At 60.9% G+C, this 22,312-nt stretch carries 19 protein-coding genes; 6 read left to right on the plus strand and 13 right to left on the minus strand.

The genetic code is table 11. The features are described 5' to 3' along the window. Position 1: 1 nt before the first annotated feature. On the plus strand, positions 2-967 hold the full coding sequence (gene araH / locus OYW20_RS11520) for an L-arabinose ABC transporter permease AraH (RefSeq protein WP_268800793.1): 966 nt from the start codon (positions 2-4) through the stop codon (positions 965-967). Positions 968-1,098: 131 nt separating this feature from the next. On the opposite strand, the gene OYW20_RS11525 is transcribed toward araH, so the two are convergent. The 9 genes from OYW20_RS11525 to OYW20_RS11565 all read right to left on the minus strand — a co-directional run bounded on the left by OYW20_RS11525 (position 1,099) and on the right by OYW20_RS11565 (position 10,678). After that, on the minus strand, positions 1,099-2,403 hold the full coding sequence (locus OYW20_RS11525) for an amidase (RefSeq protein WP_268800794.1): 1,305 nt from the start codon (positions 2,401-2,403) through the stop codon (positions 1,099-1,101). An 89-nt stretch (positions 2,404-2,492) separates the two neighbouring features. Beyond that, complete coding sequence (locus OYW20_RS11530; protein WP_268800795.1) at positions 2,493-2,984, minus strand: XRE family transcriptional regulator; 492 nt, start codon at positions 2,982-2,984, stop codon at positions 2,493-2,495. 312 nt (positions 2,985-3,296) lie between these two features. Next, positions 3,297-3,917 (minus strand): PqiC family protein, encoded by a 621-nt coding sequence (locus OYW20_RS11535; protein ID WP_268800796.1) that lies wholly within the window; start codon positions 3,915-3,917, stop codon positions 3,297-3,299. Then, complete coding sequence (locus OYW20_RS11540; protein WP_268800797.1) at positions 3,914-5,596, minus strand: PqiB family protein; 1,683 nt, start codon at positions 5,594-5,596, stop codon at positions 3,914-3,916. The genes OYW20_RS11535 and OYW20_RS11540 overlap by 4 nt, the downstream gene beginning before the upstream one ends. Continuing rightward, the gene (locus tag OYW20_RS11545) at positions 5,589-6,203 is read right to left on the minus strand and encodes a paraquat-inducible protein A (RefSeq protein WP_268800798.1); all 615 of its coding nucleotides are present in this window, start codon (positions 6,201-6,203) and stop codon (positions 5,589-5,591) included. Before OYW20_RS11545 ends, OYW20_RS11540 begins: the two co-directional genes overlap by 8 nt. Further along, on the minus strand, positions 6,200-6,832 hold the full coding sequence (locus OYW20_RS11550; protein WP_268800799.1) for a paraquat-inducible protein A: 633 nt from the start codon (positions 6,830-6,832) through the stop codon (positions 6,200-6,202). Before OYW20_RS11550 ends, OYW20_RS11545 begins: the two co-directional genes overlap by 4 nt. A 359-nt stretch (positions 6,833-7,191) precedes the next feature. Further along, a complete protein-coding gene (locus tag OYW20_RS11555; protein WP_268800800.1) occupies positions 7,192-7,533 on the minus strand; it encodes an FKBP-type peptidyl-prolyl cis-trans isomerase in 342 nt (113 codons plus the stop codon). 130 nt (positions 7,534-7,663) lie between these two features. Then, on the minus strand, positions 7,664-9,247 hold the full coding sequence (locus tag OYW20_RS11560) for an aldehyde dehydrogenase (NADP(+)) (protein WP_268800801.1): 1,584 nt from the start codon (positions 9,245-9,247) through the stop codon (positions 7,664-7,666). A 324-nt stretch (positions 9,248-9,571) separates the two neighbouring features. Next, positions 9,572-10,678, minus strand: a complete 1,107-nt coding sequence (locus OYW20_RS11565; protein ID WP_268800802.1) for a Gfo/Idh/MocA family protein — start codon at positions 10,676-10,678, stop codon at positions 9,572-9,574. Between the two features lie 346 nt (positions 10,679-11,024). On the opposite strand from OYW20_RS11565, the gene treS reads away from it, so the two are divergent. The 3 genes from treS to mnmH all read left to right on the plus strand — a co-directional run bounded on the left by treS (position 11,025) and on the right by mnmH (position 15,460). Further along, positions 11,025-13,094: a maltose alpha-D-glucosyltransferase gene (gene treS / locus OYW20_RS11570; RefSeq protein ID WP_268800803.1), complete on the plus strand. Its 2,070-nt coding sequence runs from the start codon at positions 11,025-11,027 to the stop codon at positions 13,092-13,094. Between the two features lie 225 nt (positions 13,095-13,319). Beyond that, entirely contained in the window at positions 13,320-14,354 is a 1,035-nt protein-coding gene (gene selD / locus OYW20_RS11575; RefSeq protein ID WP_268800804.1) for a selenide, water dikinase SelD, read from the plus strand. Then, complete coding sequence (gene mnmH / locus OYW20_RS11580; RefSeq protein WP_268800806.1) at positions 14,354-15,460, plus strand: tRNA 2-selenouridine(34) synthase MnmH; 1,107 nt, start codon at positions 14,354-14,356, stop codon at positions 15,458-15,460. Before selD ends, mnmH begins: the two co-directional genes overlap by 1 nt. A gap of 44 nt (positions 15,461-15,504) precedes the next feature. Here mnmH and OYW20_RS11585 read toward each other — a convergent pair whose 3' ends face one another. Further along, positions 15,505-16,560, minus strand: a complete 1,056-nt coding sequence (locus OYW20_RS11585) for a permease (RefSeq protein ID WP_268800807.1) — start codon at positions 16,558-16,560, stop codon at positions 15,505-15,507. A 609-nt stretch (positions 16,561-17,169) separates the two neighbouring features. Here OYW20_RS11585 and OYW20_RS11590 point away from each other — a divergent pair. Then, complete coding sequence (locus tag OYW20_RS11590; RefSeq protein WP_268800808.1) at positions 17,170-18,288, plus strand: DUF2817 domain-containing protein; 1,119 nt, start codon at positions 17,170-17,172, stop codon at positions 18,286-18,288. Positions 18,289-18,359: 71 nt separating this feature from the next. Here the strand turns inward: OYW20_RS11590 and OYW20_RS11595 are convergent, their stop codons facing one another. Together OYW20_RS11595 and OYW20_RS11600 are read right to left on the minus strand one after the other, a co-directional pair. Continuing rightward, positions 18,360-19,202, minus strand: coding sequence for an NAD-dependent protein deacetylase (locus tag OYW20_RS11595; protein ID WP_268800809.1), 843 nt, complete (start codon positions 19,200-19,202; stop codon positions 18,360-18,362). 262 nt (positions 19,203-19,464) lie between these two features. Next, positions 19,465-20,289, minus strand: coding sequence for an HDOD domain-containing protein (locus tag OYW20_RS11600; RefSeq protein WP_268800810.1), 825 nt, complete (start codon positions 20,287-20,289; stop codon positions 19,465-19,467). 280 nt (positions 20,290-20,569) lie between these two features. On the opposite strand from OYW20_RS11600, the gene OYW20_RS11605 reads away from it, so the two are divergent. Further along, the gene (locus OYW20_RS11605) at positions 20,570-21,589 is read left to right on the plus strand and encodes a branched-chain amino acid aminotransferase (RefSeq protein ID WP_268801106.1); all 1,020 of its coding nucleotides are present in this window, start codon (positions 20,570-20,572) and stop codon (positions 21,587-21,589) included. 77 nt (positions 21,590-21,666) lie between these two features. Here OYW20_RS11605 and gloA read toward each other — a convergent pair whose 3' ends face one another. After that, positions 21,667-22,194: a lactoylglutathione lyase gene (gene gloA, locus OYW20_RS11610; RefSeq protein WP_268800811.1), complete on the minus strand. Its 528-nt coding sequence runs from the start codon at positions 22,192-22,194 to the stop codon at positions 21,667-21,669. Between the last annotated feature and the right edge of the window lie 118 nt (positions 22,195-22,312).

Here is a 22,312-nt window from a genome sequence, read left to right on the forward strand (position 1 = left end):
TATGTCAACCGAAACCAGCCTGACGTCTCCACGACAAGGCATGAATATGCGTCGTTTTCTCGACGACTGGGCCATGCTGTTGGCCGCACTGGGCATCTTTGTATTGTGTGCGCTGCTGATCGACAACTTCATGTCGCCGCTGAACATGCGCGGGCTGGGCCTGGCGATTTCAACGGTCGGCATTGCCGCTTGCACCATGCTGTTTTGCCTGGCCTCGGGACACTTCGACCTTTCGGTCGGCTCTGTGCTGGCCTGTTCGGGCGTGATCGCCGGGATCGTGATTCGCGACACCGACAGCGTGTTTCTCGGGGTGTCTGCCGCGCTGGCGCTCGGGCTGGTGGTCGGCCTGATTAACGGTATCGTGATCGCCAAGCTGCGAATCAATGCGTTGATTGCAACCTTGGCGACCATGCAGATCGTGCGCGGCCTGGCGTACATCTTCTCCAGCGGCAAGGCGGTTGGCGTCGGCAATGAAGACTTCTTCGTGTTCGGCAACGGCCAGTTGTGGGGCGTTCCGGTACCGATTTTGATCACCATCCTGTGCTTTATCTTCTTCGGCTGGCTGCTCAATTACACCACCTATGGCCGTAACACCATGGCCATCGGCGGTAACCAGGAAGCAGCGTTGCTGGCCGGTGTGCATGTTGACCGGACCAAGATCATCATCTTCGCTGTGCACGGTTTGATCGGGGCGTTGGCGGGTGTGGTTCTGGCATCGCGCATGACGTCGGGCCAGCCGATGATCGGGCAGGGCTTTGAGCTGACGGTGATTTCGGCGTGTGTACTGGGCGGGGTTTCGCTCAGCGGCGGGATCGGCATGATTCGACACGTCATTGCGGGTGTTTTGATCCTGGCAATCATCGAAAACGCCATGAACCTCAAGAACATCGACACCTTCTACCAGTACGTGATCCGCGGGACCATCCTGTTGCTGGCCGTGATCATCGACCGCATGAAGCGCCGTTGAAACCGCTTTTGGCGCTCTGGTGGCCCGTTCGTGAACCATGCGCCGCGGTTCTGTAGAGCAACTTGTTGGCGAGGCATCTTCCGGGGTGAACCAGGATTGACGCCTCGCCAACGAATTCGTCTGGCCAGAACCTACTGTTGCAGCAACGCTTCGATCTCCTGGCAGAACCCAAGGGTCGCGGTGTCGCTGAAGATCGGTCCTGTGAGTTGCACGCCCAAGGGCAGTCCTTGCGGTCCGAACCCGACAGGCAGGTTCAGACTTGGCAGCCCCAACAAGCTCCAGGCACGTGAAAAAACGGGATCGCCCGTGCGTTCAAGTCCCCGTTCTGCCTCGCCGCATGCGCTCGGCGTCAGCAACAGGTCGAAGCCTGCAAACAACCGGCCCATCTGATGCCGCGCAGACGCCAGCGCCGCGCGGTGAGCGAGTGTCTGCTTCAAACCGAATCCCGCGCCGCGTTCAAGCATTTCCAGCAATCGTTCGCTCAGCCCTTCAGGATGATTGAGTCGCTCGTCGGCCAGTGCCTTGAAGGCTTCGCTGCACATCACCTCATCATGAACACCCGCCAGGCCGCCAAAGCTGTCGGGCAGTTCCACATCGCTGACGGGTACGCCCGCCGCACTCAAGCGCTGCACGGTGGTCATGAGCGTGTGCTGCATCGCCGGGCTGGCTTGGTCCCAATGGGCAGTGCGGCAGACGCCAATCCGGGGCTTGCCTGCTCCGGTTGGCAACCGCCACTCGGGAGCGCCAGCCATCACCGAGGTCAACAGCGCTACGTCCGCGACGCAGCGCCCAAATCCGCCGACGGTGTCCAGGGATTCGCTCAGGCTTTTGACGCCCGCGCGGGAGATCAACCCAAAGCTGGGCTTGAAACCGACGACACCGCAATACGCCGCTGGACGGATTATCGATGCTGCGGTTTGCGTACCCAGCGCCAAAGGAATCATCTGGGCCCCGACCGCTGCGGCGGAACCGCTCGATGAGCCGCCCGGCGTGTGCAGCACGTTGTGTGGGTTAGACGTGGGACCAGGGCTGAAGGTGGCGAATTCGGTGGTGACGGTTTTCCCAAGCACAATCGCGCCGGCGTTGCGGCAGAGCGCGACGGCCGCTGCATCGTGGTTCGGTCGGTGATCGGCGTAGATCGGTGAGCCATAGCCGGTCGGGAAGTCGCGGGTGTCGAACAGATCCTTCACCCCGAGCGGCAGTCCGTGCAAAGGGCCGCGCAACGGGCCACTGTCCAGCATGCGCGCCTGCTCCATGGCGAAGGCCGGATCAATGTGACGCCACGCCTTCACTTGCGGCTCACACTCGGCGACCCTCTCCAGGCATACCGTAAGCAGGCGCTCTGCAGTCAACTGGCGAGTCTGCAGCAGGTGCGCCAGTTGGCTAGCGTTCAGCCCGATGAGGGTAGCGGGGGGGAGTGCTGTCGATGAGGTCATGAACGGTCCTGTAACGGGCTAGGCAACGGCGCGATGATGCAGCAGCGCCGGCTTTGCTGCAGGTTCTTACCGTCTTCGGCGATAGGGTGCTAACGGGTTGTTGTGGTGACGCGTACCAGATGAACGGTGGCAGCAGCCAAAGACTCAGCCTGGGACTTGATAGCGTCCAGGGCGTTCCTGATGTCGTCGCTGTTTTCTGGGTCGCTTTTGGTATCCACTAGCAATGTCATCTGATACAGCGCCTCGATGATCCCGTGCAGGTTTCGATGCAGCTGATGCGTCACCCTGGTGAGTTGCTCAATTACCGAAGAGTCGAGTGTGGCTGGGATCGCGTCAGGATCTTCGCGACCGACTCCGGCTTGATGGAAGTTGGCGGAACGTGCCCGGTTTCCGGTTACCACGTAGCTGATATCGACCCCGACTGCGGCGATCATTGCCAGATACGAAGCTTTGGGCGAGCGAGTTCCACTTTCGTAGTTGCCCTGAGCGTTCGTTTCTACACCGCCGATGGCTCCCAGTTTGCTTTGGGAAAACCTTAGGCGGGTTCGCTCTTCGCGCAACCGCGCTCCAATCCTTAACATTGCATTACTCCCTGTGGCGAAAACTGGCCTGCAAAGGCCAGGCGTTCTCTGCCTGACTGAAGTTTTTAGCGAAAGCCACCATCGTCAAACCACTATCCATACGGCGGTAAACGAAGCCGGTCCTACGCCCGGTCGAATATGAGTGTGGACGAAGTTTAAACGTTTGTACGAATATTCTGACGCTAATGTAGGGTTGAGTGAATTAGGCAGGGGGAAGATTCAAAGATCGCTGCACAGGGCGCACAGCGACTCAGTGACAGGATCAGTTTTTACGCGGGGCTGAAGTAGCCCTCAGCCCGCGTCTTTAGACCCCTATCGGGCAGCGCTTGGGCAGGGCGCGCTGTTTTGACGAACCCACGCACTTGCCGTTTTGGCAATGGTGTCGGCCAGCGTCGACACGGCCTGCTGGTGAGCTTGCACCAGATTGTCCATGCCACTGCCAGCCTGCTGGCGGATTACGCTGCTGCAGGTAATGTTCTGACGCTTGGCGCCATTTCCGGCCAGGCTGAGGTTCCAGACCACGTCGATCAACGCATATTGACCCGGCACTGACTCGAAGCGGCGCACATCGGTGCGCAGCGACAAGACCGGCTGATCGGGTTGCTTGGGCAATCCGGCCAGATCGCGCGTGCCGAAACGGCGCTCCAGCTGCCCGGTCAACGCGTCATGAAACTCATCCCCAAGCGGTGCCCCCCAACGCTCATTCTCCAGAATCGCCAGGCTGCCATTGCCCTGTCTCACCACAACCGGAGGCTGATCGACTTGCACTGGCATCAGCACCGTCAGCATTTCGAACTGAAAGGGTGCCTGCACGGACGTTACGGGCGTTGAGCTCGCGGGCGCGATCAAGGTGTAGTAATGCGTTGGGGTGGATGAGCAGGCCGCAAGACTGAACGCGCCAGCCAGCGCTAAAAAGTGAGTACGCAAATTCATTGCTGCGGCTCCGGGTTAATTTCACGGGAAGAAGACGAGCCTTTGTAGGACGAAGGCGCGGCGTCGCCGGTACGGCCACGAATCAGCGATTCAGGGTGACGGCTAAGGAAGTCAGTCAGCACGCGAACCGATCGTGCAGTGCGTTGAACCTCGTCCATCGCCTGGCCAAGCTGCACGCGCGCCGGCGAATCCTCGGACAGTGTGTCGTTGGCGGTGCCAAGTGTTTTCTGCGCCTGTTGCAGCGTGCCACGCATTTGCGGCAAGACATCGCTGTTGACCTGCTTCATGGTTTTGCGCAGTTCGCTCAGGCTGCCGTTGAGGTTATTGACCAGATCGTCGATGGGCAATTTGCCGAGTTTGTCGACGAAGGCCTGCAACTGCTCCTGAAGCTTGTCGAAGCTGCCTGCCACGGTCGGTATTTCAAGCGGTCGAGCCTTGGCGTCATAGGCGACTTTCGGCGCCTTGGGGTCGAAGTCCATGGCGATGTAGAGCTGGCCGGTCAGCAGGTTGCCGGTGCGTACCTGGGCACGCAGGCCGTGGTCCACGAAGCCGGCAATGATCCGGGAAATCTGCTCTTCTTCGGTGCCACCGCCGGCGGTCTTCTGGAGTTTCTCGTTGGCCACGCCCAGGCGCTTGGGAAAAATCACTGCGCCGACGATCCCGGGGAAGGTGCCCGTCTTGGCGTCGTAGTCAAGGTCGACGGATACCACGCGACCCAAGTTCACACCGAGGAATTCAACCGGGGCATTGACCACCAGCCCGCGCAAGGACTGGTTGAAGCGCATGCGGATGTACTTCGGTTCGCCGTCTGGCGGTGCCAGCGCGGTGGCCTGGTCGTCGAAAATCTTGAATTCGGCGTTGGCTTCCGCCGGTTTGGCGTCGGGGCTGTAGCTGGGTTCGCGAAAAGCAAGACCGCCGGACACAATCGAGGTCAGCGATTGTGTGGACACCTTCAGGCCTGAGGCGCCAAGGGTGACGTCAACGCCGCTGGCGTTCCAGAAGCGTGTGTCGGTCAGCACGAACTGGTCGTTGGGGGCGGTGACGAAGATCTCGATATCGACGCCCTTGCCGTCCTTAGCGAGTTCGTAGGCCACCACCTGACCGACCTGAATGCGACGGAAATACACGGGCGAGCCCACGTCGAGCGATCCGAGGTCATCGGTGTGCAGTTTGAAGCGCTTGCCCTTTTCGCCAAAAGAGACGGCCGGCGGCGTTTCCAGACCGGTGAAGTTCTTTTCGGTCTGCTCCGAGCTGCCGGCATCAGCGCCGATGAACGCGCCGGACAGCAGCGTATCGACACCCGTGACGCCGCCTGCCCCGATGCGCGGCCGGACCACCCAATACTGAGTGTCGGCACGGGTGAATGGCCCCGCAGACTGGTTCAGTTCAATGGTGGCGAGCACGTGAGTGCGGTCATCGCTGAGCGTGATATCACTCACCACCCCGATCACTACGTTCTTGTACTTGACCTGCGTCTTCTTCGCCTCAAGCCCCTCGGCGGTCAGGAAGGTGACCGTGATCTTTGGCCCGACGTTGAGAAAGTCATGCACCAGCATCGACAGGCCAATCAGCCCCGCGACAATGGGCACCAGCCACACCAGCGAAATCCTTGCCTTGCGGGCTTTGACTTGCGGCCGCGCGGGCGAGGACGGTGAAGGGGGAAGGGCGTTATCAGACATCATCAACCTCTGCGTCCCAGATGAGCCGGGGATCAAAACTCATGGCGGCGAGCATCGTCATCACTACCACCAAACCAAAAAAAAGAATGCCCAGACGCGGCTCGATGGTGCTCAGCTCGCGAAACTGCACAAGGGCCGCGACCAGCGCGACGACCAACACATCCAGCATCGACCAATAGCCGATCAGCTCGATAAAGCGATAGAGCCGCGAGCGCTCGCGCATGGCCCATGTACTGCGCCGCTGACAGGTGATCAGCAGCATGCCCAGCACCAGGAACTTGATGCAGGGCACCACCACGCTGGCGATGAAAATCAGGATCGCGATGTCCCAGGAACCGCCTTCGGCAAATTCGATGACACCGCTCATGATGGTGTTTTCACTGCTGCTGCCAAACAGCGAGGTGAACATCACCGGCAGCATATTTGCAGGGATGTAGAAAATCAGGCCCGCCAGCAGAAACGCCCAGGTGCGAGCCAGGCTATTGGGTTTACGGCGATGCACCGGCGAATCGCAACGCGGGCATTGATGCGCCTCGGCGGGGCAGACGTAGCTGCAAACGTGACACAGCGTGACGTTATGTTCGGCGGCAAAAGGGATTCCGTTCATTCAGGGCCGACTCCCAGATCGTCCCACAGGCGGCGGATGTCTTTGCCGGCGATCAGCAGGATGAGCACCATCAGCATCGCCATCGCCCACAGCCCCGTGCCGGGGTGTACGTCGAGCATGCCCGACAGTTTGACGATGGCGACCAGAATGCCCAGCAGGCACACCTCAAGCATGCTCCACGGCCGCAAGTGCTCAAGGGCGCGCATGCAGCTCTTGAAACCAGGGGCGATTTCACCCCGGTGCGCGTGTGCCAGGACCCAGAACAACAGTGCGATCTGCAAGGCCGGCGCAAAAATGATCGCCAGCCCCGCTACCAGCGCGATCAGGGTGATACGCCCCTGTGCCAGCGCCTGGACCGAGCCCCACAGTGTTACCTCGTTGTGCAGCCCCTGGAGGTTGATGCTGATGACGGGAAATACGTTGGCGAACACGAACATGATGCCCGCGGCGATGCTCAGTGCCAGCAGTTGCTCGACACTCATTCGGGGCCCACGCTCCAACACCGCGTCACAGCGCACGCAATACGAGGACTCGCCTTTTCTAAGAGACGGCGCGTCGTAAAGCGAATCGCAGTGCTCGCAAATGATCCATTGCGACGGGGTTTCAGGAGATTGCACGCTGTTTGTCATCGGCGCCGTGATCGTTGATAGGTTAAAGGGCTGCACTTAAGGGTCATTCAAATCATAAAAAGAACGAGGCGCGCAAAGATACTCTGGGCACACGACGCTGGCGCGCTTTAATTTGTGTCTGGCGCGACCGGCAAGTCAGCAAACGCGACGGCGAGTCGTACTGACAAGTGGGACCACAATGCCAGCATCAGGTTCGACCGATGCGTTCACAGAAGTCGACTTTCACCTGAACCGGATTCAGGCGCGATGATCACCCAACGAGCGGCATCACATTGCAGGGGCGAATTCATTCGCGCGGCGTCGGGGGTGATTAAGCACTCACGACGTATCAACAAACGGTCTGCTTCTGCAGCGCTGTATCAATCATCGCGTGTGAGGACTTCCAGCAATTCGATTTCAAACATCAGATTGGAATGGGGCTTGATATGCGCGCCCATGGAGCGTTCGCCGTAGCCCAGATGTGCCGGCACGAAAAGCTTACGCTTGCCGCCGACTTTCATGCCCATCAACCCGATGTCCCAGCCTTTGATCACACGGCCGGTGCCGATCACGCACTGAAACGGCTTGCCGCGTGCCGCAGACGAATCGAACTCCGTGCCGTCCTCCAGTGTGCCGCGGTAATGGGTGGTGATCAGGGCGCCCTTGACCACGGGCTTGCCGTGGCCTTCTTGCAGGTCGGTAATCTGTAATGCGTCATTCATGTATGAGAGTCCGTAACGTGGCTCGCGGGCCGGGGGCGCTGTACAGGCGCAGCATGATAAACCCTGAGCACAAAAAAACGGCGCGACCTTTAAGGCCGCGCCGTTTTTCATCCAGCGAAAGAGTGTGTCATCACGCGATGACGTCACTGCTCCATTCGCTGTTCACCAGACGCTTGAGGCCCAGCGGATTGGCGTTTTGCAGGGCAGCCGGGAGCAGGCTGTCCGGGTAGTTCTGGTAGCAGACCGGGCGCAGAAAACGATCAATCGCCAGCGTGCCGACCGACGTGCCGCGCGCATCCGAGGTTGCCGGATAAGGACCGCCATGGACCATGGCTTCACACACTTCCACACCGGTCGGATAGCCGTTGACCAGAATCCGACCGACCTTTTCTTCCAGCACCGGCACCAGCCACTGATATTTCTGCAGGTCGGCGGTTTCGCCGATCAACGTGGCGGTCAATTGGCCGCGCAGCGCTTGCAGGGCTTTCTTCAGCTCGGCATCGTCAGCGACTTCGATCAGCAGTGTAGTCGGGCCGAAGACTTCTTCCTGCAACAACGGATCACCGTTGAGCAGCAGGCTGACGTCTGCTTTGAATAACTGCGCCTGAGCGTGTTTGCCTTGCTGCGGGTTGCCGGCCAGATGTGTGACGCCGGGGTGTGCCAGCAAGGTCTCAACGCCTTTGCTGTAGCTGCGCAGACCGCCCGCGTTGAGCATGGTTTGCGGCGCCTGACCCCCCATGTGCTCGGTCAGTTGTTCAGTGAAGGCTGTGAGGGCAGGGGAGCGAACCCCGATCACCACGCCCGGGTTGGTGCAGAACTGGCCTGCACCCATGACCACCGACGCCGCGAGTTCGCTGGCAACGGTCGCGCCACGGGCAGCCAGGGCGCCCGGCAGCAGGACAACCGGGTTGATGCTCGACATCTCGGCGAACACGGGAATCGGCTGTGGACGCTCGGCGGCCATTTTGCACAGCGCATCGCCACCGTGCAGCGAACCGGTGAAACCGACGGCCTGAATGGCCGGGTGCTTGACCAGACCTTCACCCACGCCAGCGCCGAAGATCATGTTGAACACGCCTTTTGGCATGCCGGTTTTCTCAGCGGCGCGGATGATTGCGCAACCGACCAGGTCGGCAGTTGCCATGTGGCCGCTGTGGGCCTTGAACACCACCGGGCAACCGGCAGCGAGGGCCGACGCGGTGTCGCCGCCTGCGGTGGAGAATGCCAGCGGAAAGTTGCTGGCACCGAACACGGCCACCGGGCCAACACCAATGCGGTATTGACGCAGGTCGACGCGTGGCAAGGGTTTGCGATCCGGCAACGCCAGATCAATGCGGGCGCCGAGGAAGTCACCGCGCCGCAGTACTTTTGCAAACAGGCGCATCTGGCCGCTGGTACGGCCGCGCTCGCCCTGAATACGACCCGCGGGCAGCGCGGTTTCCTGACAAACCACGGCGACGAAATCATCGCCCAGGGCGTCGAGTTCATCCGCGATGGCTTCAAGGAACTCAGCGCGGCGAGCCGGGCTCAGTTGGCGATATTCAGGGAAGGCTTCTTTTGCAGCGAGGGCAGCGGAATCGATTTCCGCATCGGTGGCCTGGTGAAAGCTGTAAGGCAGTGCTTCGCCAGTGGTGGCGTCGAGGCTTTTGTGCTGAGCTTCGCCGAGGGCGCTACGGGCGCCAGCAATAAAGTTCTGGCCGAGTACGGTAGGCATCTGCTTCTCCTGTTGTTGTTGGACTGGATAGTTTTCGGGTTGGCTGCGTCAGGTATAAATGCCCCGAAGCTCCCGAATGCAAGACCGGATCTAAGGTAAGCGCGGCGCAGCGTAGAGTCCAGTGCCGACGTGATGTTGACAGTCATCATACAACTGCATTTTTGCACCTGCAAGACGGGAGGCAGGCTTCACAAGCGCACTCTGTGGGAGGGCGCTTGCATCGCGATGCTGGGCACGTTGTCGAGACGGACACCGTTTACGCCGTCTCGACATCGCAGGGAGGCTTTCGTGAGCCCGCCGCTTCAGGCCCCGTAAAGACCTGGGTCAGGCATTCGGCTCGTCGGTATTGATGTACTCCGGGACTTTAGCCAACGGCAAGCGGCGCGCCTGTTCGATGCTGATCCCCGGCCGCTCCGGCAGTGCATCGAGCTTCTGCGGCTGGCCCGTGGTCAGCGCACGCTCAATCGCTTCAACCACACGCACATCGCGCCAGCCTTCATCACCATCGGGCTCCGGCTCTCGGTCTTGAAGGATGCAGTCCGAAAAATACTGGGTCTCGCCGCCGAACTGATCCACCACAGGGTGCGAGTGCTCAGTCGTCTTGCCATCGATGATCGCCCGGTAACTGATCGCAACGCCTTCGCCGAAACCAAAGCACGGTGAGGCTTCGAATTCACCTTTGGTGCCGATCAGCTGGAAACGCTCGGTGCTTGGCAGGCTGTAGCTCACGGTAAAGGTCGCCATACGCTCCTCTGCGAAACGCAGCGTGACATTGACCGTGTCGAACGTATTGATTTCGCGGCCTGGTGTCTTCGTACCCACGGCATGCACTTCAATGGGCTCGGCCGCGAACAGGTTGCGTACAGCGTTGATCGGATACGGCCCCATGTCGGCTACCGGGCCTGCATCGAAGCCGCTGTGCATGCGGTGGTTGGCCGGGTCGGTGGTTTGCGCAAACGTTGCCGTGAACAGACGCAAATCACCCAGATCGCCGGCGCGCACGCGGTGGACCATTTCTACCGTGCCTGGCTCGAAGTGGAGCCGGTACGCGACCATCAGCTTGGCGCCGGACTTTTTCGCGGCCTCGGCGATGGCCAGACAATCTTCTTCGTTGGCTGCCATCGGTTTTTCAAGCAGCACGTGAATGCCGGCTTCAAGTGCCGGGACGGCGAATTCACGGTGGCGAAAGTTAGGCGTGGCGAGGTAAATCGCATCAATCTCGCCAGACTTGAGTAGCGCGTCGAACTCGTCGTAGTGATAGCTTTTGAGGTCGTAGAGTTCGGCCAATTTGTCGGCCTTGACCGGGTCGCCGGTCACCAGTGCGGTCATCACCGAGTTGTCGGTCTGTTCCAGCCCCGGCATGAAAGCGCCTTGGGAGATCCAGCCTCCAGCGACCACCGCGTACCGGATTTTGCCGTTTGAATCGGGCATGTAAACGCCTCCTTTTTCAGCGGACGGTTTGTCCAGCACCTGCATTAGTCGGCAGACGCGTGTGCCGTAAGTTCAATAAAATCTGTGTCCAGCCAAGCGATCCCCTAACCCGGCTCATTTTATTTTCGATGGGACCGGTTACGGAATTCACCCGTGGCGTTCTGCCGAGCTTTCCTTGTGCCTGGAGAAAAAGCTGTCGGTCAATACATCACTCCCGTTTTATTAATCGCGTTCATTGCACACGCCAGACGGCAGCTTTTTCGTCTAAATCCCAGCCCTATGCAACGTTTCCAGTCCTCAGCGCTCATACCCTTAAGCACTCGAGTAGACAGGACGACTGAAATTCATGACGACTCCGGACAAGCACTATGTGGACTGGCTGGTTGGGCAATCGATGCTCAACGCCGCACAACAACGCGCCAAACTCTATGGCGGCCAAGGCCGTCTCTGGCAAAGACCCTATGCCCAGGCACGGCCCCGGGATGCATCCGCCATTGCGTCGGTCTGGTTTACGGCCTACCCGGCCTCTATCATCACCCGCGAAGGTGGCTCCGTACTGGAAGCGCTGGGGGACGAAAGCCTTTGGCACGCGTTGTCGGAGATCGGCATCCAGGGTATTCACAATGGCCCTCTGAAAACCTCGGGCGGCCTGAATGGCAAAGAGCGCACGCCGAGTATCGACGGCAACTTCGACCGCATCAGTTTTGAGGTCGATCCTGAGCTGGGCACCGATGCGCAGTTTCTCGGCCTGAGCCGAATTGCCGCTGCGCACAACGCAATCATCGTCGACGACGTGATCCCGTCGCACACCGGCAAGGGGGCGGATTTCCGTCTGGCAGAGATGGCCTACGAGGAATACCCCGGCCTCTACCACATGGTCGAAATCCGTGAAGAGGATTGGGCGCTGCTGCCTGATGTCGCCGAAGGCCGCGATGCCGTCAACCTGCTGCCCGCCACGGTGGATCTGTTGCGCGACAAGCATTACATCGTCGGTCAGTTGCAGCGGGTGATTTTCTTCGAACCGGGCGTCAAGGAAACCGACTGGAGTGCCACCGATGTCGTGGTCGGCGTGGACGGTAAGCCGCGACGCTGGGTGTATCTGCACTACTTCAAGGAGGGCCAGCCTTCTTTGAACTGGCTCGATCCAAGCTTTGCAGCGCAGCAGATGATCATCGGCGATGCCTTGCACGCCATCGACGTGATGGGTGCGCGGGTGTTGCGTCTGGACGCCAACGGATTCCTCGGCGTGGAGCGCAAGGCTGATGGCACCGCATGGTCCGAGAGCCATCCGTTGTCGATCACGGGCAACCAGTTGCTGGCGGGCGCAATCCGCAAGGCAGGCGGTTTCAGTTTCCAGGAGCTGAACCTGACCATTGATGACATCGCCGCCATGTCTCACGGCGGGGCGGACCTGTCCTACGACTTCATCACCCGTCCGGCCTATCAACACGCGCTGCTGACGGGCAGGACCGAGTTCCTGCGTCTGATGCTGCGTCAGGTGCATGAGTTCGGCATCGACCCGGCGTCCTTGATTCACGCGCTGCAAAACCACGATGAACTGACCCTTGAGCTGGTGCACTTCTGGACGCTGCACGCCCACGATCAGTACCTGTACATGGGTCAGACCTTCCCCGGCAACATTCTGCGCGAGCACATTCGCGAGGAGATGTACGAGCGTCTGGCCGGAGAACACGCGCCTTACAACCTCAAATTCGTCACCAACGGGGTGTCTTGCACGACCGCGAGCATCATTACGGCCGCGCTGGGGATTCGCGACCTGGAGGCGATTTCGCCAGAAGACGTGCTGAAGATCCAGCACATCCACGTGCTGCTGGTGATGTTCAACGCCATGCAGCCGGGTGTGTTTGCGTTGTCCGGCTGGGATCTGGTGGGCGCATTGCCGCTGCCTGCCGAGCAGGTTGCACATTTGATGGCCGACGGCGACACGCGCTGGATCCATCGCGGTGCCTATGACCTGGTGGACATGGACCCTGACGCTGAGTTTTCAGCCGGTGGCATGCCCCGTCCGAAGACCCTGTACGGCAGCTTGCCGGAGCAGTTGGCGCGCCCGGATTCCTTCGTCTCGCAGTTGAAGAAAATTCTCTCGGTGCGCCGTGCCTATGACATCGCCGCCAGTCGGCAGATTCTCATTCCTGACGTTGAACATCCGGGGCTGTTGATCATGGTCCACGAGCTGCCTGCGGGCAAAGGCATCCAGATCACCGCGCTGAATTTCAGCGCCGAAGCGATTGTCGAGACGTTGCAGTTGCCCGGCATCGCGCCCGGCCCGGTGGTGGACATCATCAACGAACGCGTCGAAGGCGATCTGACCGAGGAGGGCGAGTTCACCATCACGCTGGACGCTTACGAAGGCTTGGCATTGCGCGTGGTCAGCATGGTTTCGCCGATGATGTGAGTGAATGCCTGCTCAGCGGGGCACGCCAAGATGTAATGGCTGCCTTGTAGGCGTTGACGAGCCCAGGCGAGGCCGCGATTGCGCTGGGTCAGACAGACTGCATCGCGGCCTCGCCTTGGCTCGTCAGCTCCAACTTTGGTGTCAGCCGCCTTCCTGACAACGCCCAAAAATCCAAGTTGTCCTGGCTCTGTTAGACTTCGGCCCCTTGATACTCAGGGGCTTCTCATGAACGATCCGGTTCGTCTCACGCAGTACAGCCACGGCGCTGGCTGCGGCTGCAAGATCTCTCCCAAAACCCTCGAAACCATCCTCGCCGGCAGCGGCGCGCAAAACCTCGATCCGCGTCTGTGGGTCGGCAACGCCTCGCGTGACGATGCTGCGGTCTACGCCATCGATGACGAGCGCGGCGTGGTCTCCACCACTGATTTCTTCATGCCGATTGTCGACGACCCCTTCGACTTCGGCCGTATCGCCGCCACCAACGCCATCAGCGACATCTACGCCATGGGCGGCGACCCGTTGATGGCCATCGCCATTCTCGGCTGGCCAGTTAACGTGCTCGCACCGGAAATCGCCCGCGAAGTGATTCGCGGTGGTCGCGCAGTGTGTGACGAAGCAGGTATTCCATTGGCAGGCGGACACTCCATCGACGCGCCCGAGCCGATTTTCGGCCTGGCCGTCACCGGGCTGGTCGAGAAGCGCTACATGAAGCGCAACGACACCGCGACCGCAGGCTGCGCGCTGTACCTGACCAAACCCTTGGGCATTGGCATCCTCACCACCGCCGAGAAAAAGGGCCTGCTGCGCGACGAAGACGTGGGCCTGGCGCGGGATGTGATGTGCCAGCTGAACAAGCCCGGCAGCCGTTTTTCGAAGCTGGCCGGCGTCACCGCTATGACCGATGTCACCGGGTTCGGGCTGCTGGGGCATCTGGTGGAAATGGCTGACGGCAGTGGTCTGAGTGCGCGGCTCAACGCTGACGCCGTGCCGCGTCTGGGCAGTGTCGATTTCTACATCGAGCAGGACTGTATTCCCGGCGGCACCCATCGCAATTACGACAGCTATGGCGAGCGTATTGGCGCATTGACTGACGCACAGAAACTGCTGTTGTGCGACCCGCAAACCAGTGGTGGTCTGTTGATTGCCGTCGAGCCCGGCGCCGAGGCCGCGTTTCTGCAAATGGCCGCTGAACTGGGCTTGAGCCTGTCTCCCATCGGCGAAATGGTCGAGCGACAGCGGCACGCCGTCGTGGTGTTTTGATGCGTGACAACAGCGCAGACTTTCGCGAGCTGTTTCTCAATGACGTCCCGCTCATGGACGTCCGCGCGCCGGTCGAATTCGAGAAAGGCGCATTTCCTGGCGTGATAAACCTGCCGTTGATGAATGACAGCGAGCGCCAGAAAGTCGGTACCAGTTACAAGCAAGACGGCCAACAGGCGGCCATCGAACTTGGCCACCGGCTGGTGTCGGGCGAGATCAAACAGGTGCGGATCGAGGCGTGGGCCGATTTTGCGCGTCAGCACCCGGAAGGTTTTCTGTACTGTTTTCGGGGCGGGCTGCGCTCGCAAATCACCCAGCAGTGGCTACAGGCCGAAGCCGGCGTTCAGTATCCGCGGGTCATCGGTGGCTACAAGGCGCTGCGCACCTTTCTGTTGACCACGGTTGAACGTGCCGTTAACGAGTGCGACCTGGTGCTGGTGGGCGGCATGACCGGCACCGGCAAGACCGAGGTGCTGGCGCAACTGAGCAACGCGCTGGACCTTGAGGGACATGCCAATCATCGCGGCTCAAGCTTTGGCAAGCATGCGACGCCGCAGCCAAGCCAGATTGATTTCGAAAACCGCCTGGGCGTGGATATTCTCAAGAAGCGAGCGCGGGATGTGCAGCAATTCGTGATCGAAGACGAAGGCCGCACTGTTGGTAGCAGGGCCGTGCCCGTCCAGTTGTACCGCACCATGCAGGAGGCGCCGCTTGTTTGGCTCGAAGACCGTTTCGAAAGCCGCGTCGAACGGATTCTCAAGGATTACGTGATCGATCTGTGCGCTGAGTTCATCGCCGTTCAGGGCCTCGAAAGCGGATTCGAGGCGTTCGCCGAGCGGTTGAAGCAGAGCCTGTCGAGCATCGTTCGGCGTTTGGGCGGTGAGCGCCATCAGCGTCTCTGGGCGATCATGAATGCGGCACTGGCCGAGCAGCAGCGCAGCGGTGATGTCGATCTGCACCGGGGCTGGATCGGCACTCTGCTCAGCGAGTATTACGACCCGATGTATGTTTTCCAGCGTGACAGCAAAGACCTGCGCATCGAGTTTTCGGGTGATCAGGCGGCAGTCGTTGAATACCTGAAACACAGAAGCCGCCGGGAGGCTTGACCCCGGCGGCTTCGTTGTGGAACGGGTTGCTCTTTACAGCAGCGCTACAGCAGCGCTGCGCCGATCAGACCGGTGACGATGCCGACCAGCACGGTCAGTACGGCCACGGTCACCAGCACCTTGGCGTCGAAGGATTTACGCAGCATCAGCAGCGACGGCAGGCTGATGCTCGGCAGTGTCATGAGCAGCGCCACGGCGGGTGCGGTGCCCAGACCCAGTGCCATTAAGGTTTGAACGATGGGGATTTCGGCGGCGGTCGGAATCACAAACAGCGTGCCGACGATGGCCAGCGGGATCAGCCACATCAAGCCGTTGCCCATGGCGCCATCAACGTGCGGGAACAGCCACACACGGGCTGCGCCAAGGATCAGCACCGCCACGATGTAAATCGGGATGGTGGTCCAGAACAGGCTCCACAGGGTTTTGCCCCAGCGTGCGAGCAAGCTGCCGTGCTGCGTCGCTTCGGCGTTGACCACAGCGTCTACGGCCTCCTCTGGCAGCGGCTCGGCGCGGGAAATCCGCTGCGCGACCATGGACACGCCGATCACCAGCACCAACCCCGCCACCAGCCGCAGCGCGGTAAAGCCCCAGCCCAGCACAAACCCCATGAACACCAGCGTCGCGGGATTGAGCACCGGGTTGGCGATCCAGAAGGCCAGTGCTGCGCCGACCGAGACGTGTTGTTTGCGCATACCGGCAGCGACCGGCGCGGCGCAGCAACTGCACATCATGCCCGGCAAGGCGAAGAGCCCGCCGCGCACGGTCGAACCCAGCCCCGCACGACCGAACAGGCGCAGCAGCCAGTCACGCGGGATCAACACTTGCAGCAATGAGCCGAGGATCACGGCCAGTACGGCAGCTTTCCAGATCGCCAGAAAATACACCTGCGCGTAGGCGAGGGCTGCGGCCCACGGATTGGCCGGGTTGTCATTGATGATCGAGGCGCCGATGGTGTGAGTGTCGGCGGCGATGAACGATTTTAGGTAGTACGGGGACCATTTGACGTAATACAGGCCGATGGCGGCAATCAGCAGAAATACGACAGGTTTCCACCAGAACGACCAGCCACGGGTGGGCGTGGCAAGCGGGACGGTTTGCATGAGGGCTTTTCCGGGCAAGATGAGGTATGTGCGCAATGATAGCCGCGACGCCGCACGATTGCGCGCGTTCGCTGACAAGTACCGTTACATATCTGTAACTGCAAAGACCATCGGTAGCCGCGAATTGAGTCACAAGGCGGCCGGATTGGTTCAACCCGTGGCGCCGCTGCGCGGCACATCGCGGCCTCGCCCAGGCTCGTCAACTCCTACAGGATTTTGTGGCGTCTGTAGGCGCGAATTCATTCGCGTGGCGGCGGATCGGTTCAACCCGTGGCGCTACTGCGAGAGCGCATGTCTGGCACGAATCGAATTCCTTATCGACGGACGCCAGACTTCTGGTCGGCGTCCTGCACTGTTTCGGACGGGGTAATGTCCGGTTCCTGCCCGTGGGTGCGGGGTGCGCACCGTTTGGCAGCGTAGACTCACGGCAGCCTGGGCTGGACGCGAAGCGTTTCGTGGTACTGACGTTCCACAAGACAAACACTAGAAAGAAGTGTGCCAAAACGTGTCCGGTTGTAACATTTTTGACGCAGTGTCCTTTTTAGCGTGGCTGTCGGCTTGTCTGTCCCGGCTATGGCCGCGTTGTCGCATCGTCTATGGAGCGCATCAATGAGCCACTTTTTTCCTGATCGTCCGGGTTATCTCCAGCTTCGCGAGCGCTTCATGGCGGCAGCGACCGCCGCTGGCGCGCGGTTGAGCGAGTACGTCCACCCGTTGCCGGGGCCTTTTGGCGAGACGCTGGCCACGGACGTCGCCTGGCTCGGCGACCCGCAGGCGCGGCGGGTATTGGTGGCGTTGAGCGGCACCCATGGCGTCGAGGGTTATTACGGTTCCGATTGCCAGAGCCGCTGGCTCGAGGGGTTTGACCCACGCTCGCTGCCCGAGGGCGTGGCGATCCTGATGATTCACCTGATCAACCCCTGGGGCACGGCGTGGATGCGCCGGGTCAATGAGGACAACCTCGATCAGAACCGCAATTACCTGGATTTTAGCCGGCCGCTGCCGGACAACTGCGCCTATGCCGACGTCCACGGCATCTATGCCTGCGAGCAGTTGCGCGGGCCAAAGCGCGAGCAGGCTGATGCGATGTTTCAGGCAGCGATCGACGCGCGTGGTTGGGCAGGGTTGATGTCGGTGGTGGAAGCGGGGCAGTACGCATTCCCTGATGGTCTTTTCTTCGGCGGCAGCGGGCCGAGCTGGTCCAATCGCACCCTGCGCGCCATCGTCGGGCGCTACTTGCAGGACGCCGAAGTGGTGACCTGTTTCGACCTGCACACCGGCGCCGGGGACTACGGTCATCCGATGCTGATGAGCATCGTCGAGTCAGCCTATCCGGCGCTGGACGATGCCAAGGCGTTGTTCGGGCCGTGGCTGTTCACGCTGATCACCGGTGCCAATCGGGTCAGCGAAACGGGTGTCGCGGCGACCTCGACCGGCTACACCTCGCAGATGCTCCTCGACGCGCTGCCGGGGGTGCACCTGATGCCGTTTGTCATTGAGTGCGGCACGTACCCGGGGGCGGCGGTGCATGGGCATTTGCGTGATGATCACTGGTTGCACCTGCACGGCGACCCGCTGGACGAGACGGGGCGGCGGATCAAGGAAGGGCTGCTGGAGCAGTTTTATCCGGCGGACCCGGACTGGCAGGAAGTGGCGTGGGTCAGGACGCGACAGGTGTGGGACGGAGCATTGGCGGCGTTGCCGGCGATTCGCGGCGTCGAGATGTGACTGGCTGAATGCCGGCTATTCGCCGATACGGTCCCTGTAGGAGCGCGCTTGCCCGCGAAGAGGCTCAATGCCTACGCCTCCAGCAACCGTTCCGCCAGCGCTGGCAACAGCACCTCGCATGACGCTTCGATCTTGATATTCAGCAGGTCATCCGCTCGTGTTTTGCCCAGGTTGACGGCGATCAGCGGTTTGCCCTGATCGCTGATGGCGCGGCACAGACGAAACGCCGAGAACGCCATCAGGGATGAGCCCACGACCAGAAGGCCTTCGGCTTCTTCCACGCGCTGCATGGCCTTGGCCGCCGTGGGAGGCGCGACGTTTTCACCGAAAAACACCACATCAGGTTTCATGCGTTCACCACCGCAGTGGGGGCAGTGGGGCACCTGGAAGCGTTCTTCGAAGGCCGGGTCGAGCAGGGTATCGCCATCGGGCGCCTGGACCGCATCGACGCCCGCCAGATACGGGTTTTGCTCGACCAGGGTCAGCTGAATGATGTCGCGTTCGGTGCGCTGTCGGCAGTCCAGGCACAGCACCCAATGCAGGCTGCCGTGCAATTCCACCACATCATGACTGCCGGCCTGATCGTGCAGAGTGTCGACGTTCTGGGTGATGACCCCGCTGATGAGGTCGTGCTGCTGCAAGCGGGCAATCGCCTCGTGGGCGGCGTTGGGTTGCGCGGCGCGAACACGCGGCCAGCCGAGCATCGCCCGGGCCCAGTAGCGGCGCTGGGCCTCGGGCGCATTGAGGAATTCCTGAAACATCATCGGCTGCCGACCCCGGCGCACGCCTTCGCTGTCGCGGTAATCCGGAATCCCGGAAGACGTGCTGATCCCGGCGCCGGTCAGCACGACGAACGAGCGGTCGTGCATCCAGTGCAGCAGGGTATCGACGTGGGTGTCTGGAACATCAGGCATGCACAGGTCCTCAAGAGCGGCTGTGCGCTGATACTAGTAGGACCGGCTTCAGCCGGGAAGAGGCCGCCGCGAGCACCGTCAATTTTGAAGCGAGAAACCTGACGCCGTGACCCTGTAGGAGTCGGCTTGCTGGCGAACCCGGTTTTCAGTCACCCTTGCAGTGCCTTAACGGACGCTTTCGCCAGCAAGCCGGCTCCTACCGATCTGTGGTTAGACGGACATCTGCGCCTTTGCATCGCGCAGGGCGCAACGGGATTGCCCCCTAACTCAACAACTCCGCAAACGCCTTGTCATCCTCCAGCACCTTCGGCAGCGCGGTGAACACGGCATCCAGATCAACCCCCTCCAGCAACGGCCCGTCGACTTCCTGCTTGGCCTGAGCGGTGGCGCCGCCGTGATTTTCCAGCGCGGCGGAGATCGTCAATGCCTGGGCAACAATCCGTGGCTGGGTCGCATCCCCCGGCGTCTGCATGGGCCGCGCCTGATAGGCGATGGCGTTCTGAATGACCGCCGGCAATCCCCAGCGGCGGGCCAGTTCCGCGCCGACTTCCGGGTAACCAAAGCCCAACTGCAACGTTTCAATGGCCGCGCGGCCGGTCGTGCCAGTCTTGGTCACGCTGTTGATGCGTTCGGCAACGGCTGGCGCGCCGGTCTGGATCAGCAGTTCGCCGATGTCGTGCATGACCCCGCAGGTGAAGGCGATTTCCGCATCCGCACCGGACTGTTTCGCCAGCAAACGGCAGATCCCTGCCACCTGAAAGCTCTTCAGCCAGAAGCCCTTGAGGTCAAAACTAGGCCCTGCCTTGAACGCGCCGGTCACCGCCGACGCCAGCACCAGTGTGCGCAATGTATTGAAGCCCAGACGCATGGCCGCATCCTCGATGCTCGACGACTCCCGCGCGCCGCGAAAACGCGCGGAGTTGGCCAGCCGCAGGATCTTCGCCGCGATCACAGGGTCCTTTTCGATGTTGCCGGCAATGCTGCCCAGGTCCGACGACGGGCTGTCGAACTGCTTGATCAGGTCCTGCGCCACCTTGGGAATGCTGGGAAGACTGCTCAAATCGGCGAACAACTGATCGATACCCATGGGTGCTGCTCCTGTCTCAGACGATGTACACACCATAGGCAATATTGACGAATCTGCACACGTCCAATAGTGCTTTTGCTACAGACGGCACAAACCTCGACGCTTGAGTCGGGCCACAGCGGATCTTTTTCAGCTCATCTGCCGCCGAGGCGGTTTGCAGGGAGAAAAATCAGTAATATGGCGACACACCGGAACGGGTCGCGTCCTGTACCGGGCCTTATTGATGAAACGCCAGACGCCGGAACCTCCCGGCCGCGCTGGCCTGGACATAGAGGGTGTCATGGGTAACGACAGCATTAACTGGGACAAGCTCGGCTTCGACTACATCAAGACCGACAAACGCTACCTGGCTCACTGGCGCGATGGCGAGTGGGACCAAGGCACCCTGACCGAAGACAACGTGCTGCACATCAGCGAAGGCTCGACCGCGCTGCATTACGGCCAGCAATGCTTCGAAGGCCTCAAGGCCTATCGCGCCAAAGACGGCTCGATCAACCTGTTCCGCCCGGATCAGAACGCCGCCCGCATGCAACGCAGCTGCAACCGCCTGTTGATGCCCAATGTGCCGACCGAGATGTTCATCGAAGCCTGCAAGGACGTGGTTCGCGCCAACGAGCGGTTCATCCCGCCGTACGGCACCGGTGGTGCGTTGTACCTGCGTCCGTTCGTGATCGGCGTAGGCGACAACATCGGCGTGCGCACGGCGCCGGAGTTCATCTTCTCGGTGTTCTGCATCCCGGTGGGCCCTTACTTCAAGGGCGGTCTGACTCCGCATAACTTCCTTATTTCCAGCTACGACCGTGCGGCCCCGCAAGGCACTGGCGCTGCGAAAGTCGGCGGCAACTACGCCGCGAGCCTGATGCCGGGTGTTGATGCCAAGAAGCGCGGCTTTGCCGATTGCATTTACCTGGACCCGCTGACTCACTCGAAGATCGAAGAAGTCGGGTCGGCCAACTTCTTCGGTATCACCCACGACGACGAATTCATCACCCCGAAATCTCCGTCCGTGCTGCCTGGTATCACCCGCCTGTCGCTGATCGAACTGGCCGCCAGCCGTCTGGGCCTGAAAGTAACCGAAGGCGACGTGCTGATCGAGGAACTCGACACGTTCAAGGAAGCGGGCGCCTGTGGCACTGCGGCCGTGATCACGCCGATTGGCGGCATCAGCTACAAAGACAAGCTGCATGTGTTCCACAGCGAAACCGAAGTGGGCCCGGTGACCAAGCGTCTTTACGCCGAGTTGACCGGCGTTCAGACCGGTGACCTCGAAGGTCCGGCAGGCTGGATCGTCAAGGTCTGAACCCTGCCTGAGCGACGCGCTTGAAAAACCACCACCTGTTGCGGTGGTTTTTTTTGGCCTGATGAAGTCACCTCAGCTCATGGCTGCCCCAGGTTCCCCAGCAAGTCCGCTTGCACGATTTCGATCCAGTATTCGTCGGGGTCGGCGATGAAGGCGACGTGCTTCATGCCCTTGTCCAGGCGTTTGACGAACGGCACGCCCAGCGATTCAAAGCGCGCGCAGGCGGCTCCGATGTCCGGCACGGAAAAGCAGATGTGCCCGAACCCACGCGGGTCTTTGTTGCCGTTGTGGTAATGCGAGTCGTCGCTCTCAGTCCCCCAGTTGTGCGTCAGTTCCAGTACAGATTCGCGGCTGAACGTGTGGCTCATGCGCTCAGACGGATCTTCAGGGACATCACCTTTGCTCATCGCCAGGAACAGCAGCGAAAACCTGCCCTCCGGAAAGTCCACCTGACGCAGCAATCCCATGCCCAGCACCCGCGTATAGAAATCCAGCGAGCGTTCTGGATCCTTGACCCGCAGCATGGTGTGGTTGAACACGTACTGCTGAGTGACGGCGTCCGGGTTCAGGCAGACGCCGGGCTGTGTTTCGCTGACAAACGACATGGCAGGCTTCCTTCTTTTGGCTATTACGCCAGTGTAGAAAGCCCTGCCGAACGCGGGTAATACCGGACTGCTACCGCTGGCGCCGTGCTTATAACTACGTAGTAGCGCGTTATTACCT

The organism is Pseudomonas sp. BSw22131 (assembly GCF_026810445.1).
GTDB lineage: Bacteria > Pseudomonadota > Gammaproteobacteria > Pseudomonadales > Pseudomonadaceae > Aquipseudomonas > Aquipseudomonas huanghezhanensis.

Coding starts and splice junctions, on each gene's coding strand:
- selD (WP_268800804.1), top strand. CDS start 13,320: ATGAACGATCCGGTTCGTCTCACGCAGTACAGCCACGGCGCTGGCTGC.
- OYW20_RS11550 (WP_268800799.1), bottom strand. CDS start 6,832: ATGACAAACAGCGTGCAATCTCCTGAAACCCCGTCGCAATGGATCATT.
- OYW20_RS11565 (WP_268800802.1), bottom strand. CDS start 10,678: ATGCCCGATTCAAACGGCAAAATCCGGTACGCGGTGGTCGCTGGAGGC.
- treS (WP_268800803.1), top strand. CDS start 11,025: ATGACGACTCCGGACAAGCACTATGTGGACTGGCTGGTTGGGCAATCG.
- OYW20_RS11585 (WP_268800807.1), bottom strand. CDS start 16,560: ATGCAAACCGTCCCGCTTGCCACGCCCACCCGTGGCTGGTCGTTCTGG.
- OYW20_RS11540 (WP_268800797.1), bottom strand. CDS start 5,596: ATGTCTGATAACGCCCTTCCCCCTTCACCGTCCTCGCCCGCGCGGCCG.
- OYW20_RS11595 (WP_268800809.1), bottom strand. CDS start 19,202: ATGCCTGATGTTCCAGACACCCACGTCGATACCCTGCTGCACTGGATG.
- OYW20_RS11555 (WP_268800800.1), bottom strand. CDS start 7,533: ATGAATGACGCATTACAGATTACCGACCTGCAAGAAGGCCACGGCAAG.
- OYW20_RS11535 (WP_268800796.1), bottom strand. CDS start 3,917: ATGAATTTGCGTACTCACTTTTTAGCGCTGGCTGGCGCGTTCAGTCTT.
- OYW20_RS11530 (WP_268800795.1), bottom strand. CDS start 2,984: ATGTTAAGGATTGGAGCGCGGTTGCGCGAAGAGCGAACCCGCCTAAGG.
- araH (WP_268800793.1), top strand. CDS start 2: ATGTCAACCGAAACCAGCCTGACGTCTCCACGACAAGGCATGAATATG.
- OYW20_RS11605 (WP_268801106.1), top strand. CDS start 20,570: ATGGGTAACGACAGCATTAACTGGGACAAGCTCGGCTTCGACTACATC.
- OYW20_RS11525 (WP_268800794.1), bottom strand. CDS start 2,403: ATGACCTCATCGACAGCACTCCCCCCCGCTACCCTCATCGGGCTGAAC.
- OYW20_RS11545 (WP_268800798.1), bottom strand. CDS start 6,203: ATGAACGGAATCCCTTTTGCCGCCGAACATAACGTCACGCTGTGTCAC.
- mnmH (WP_268800806.1), top strand. CDS start 14,354: ATGCGTGACAACAGCGCAGACTTTCGCGAGCTGTTTCTCAATGACGTC.
- OYW20_RS11600 (WP_268800810.1), bottom strand. CDS start 20,289: ATGGGTATCGATCAGTTGTTCGCCGATTTGAGCAGTCTTCCCAGCATT.
- OYW20_RS11560 (WP_268800801.1), bottom strand. CDS start 9,247: ATGCCTACCGTACTCGGCCAGAACTTTATTGCTGGCGCCCGTAGCGCC.
- OYW20_RS11590 (WP_268800808.1), top strand. CDS start 17,170: ATGAGCCACTTTTTTCCTGATCGTCCGGGTTATCTCCAGCTTCGCGAG.
- gloA (WP_268800811.1), bottom strand. CDS start 22,194: ATGTCGTTTGTCAGCGAAACACAGCCCGGCGTCTGCCTGAACCCGGAC.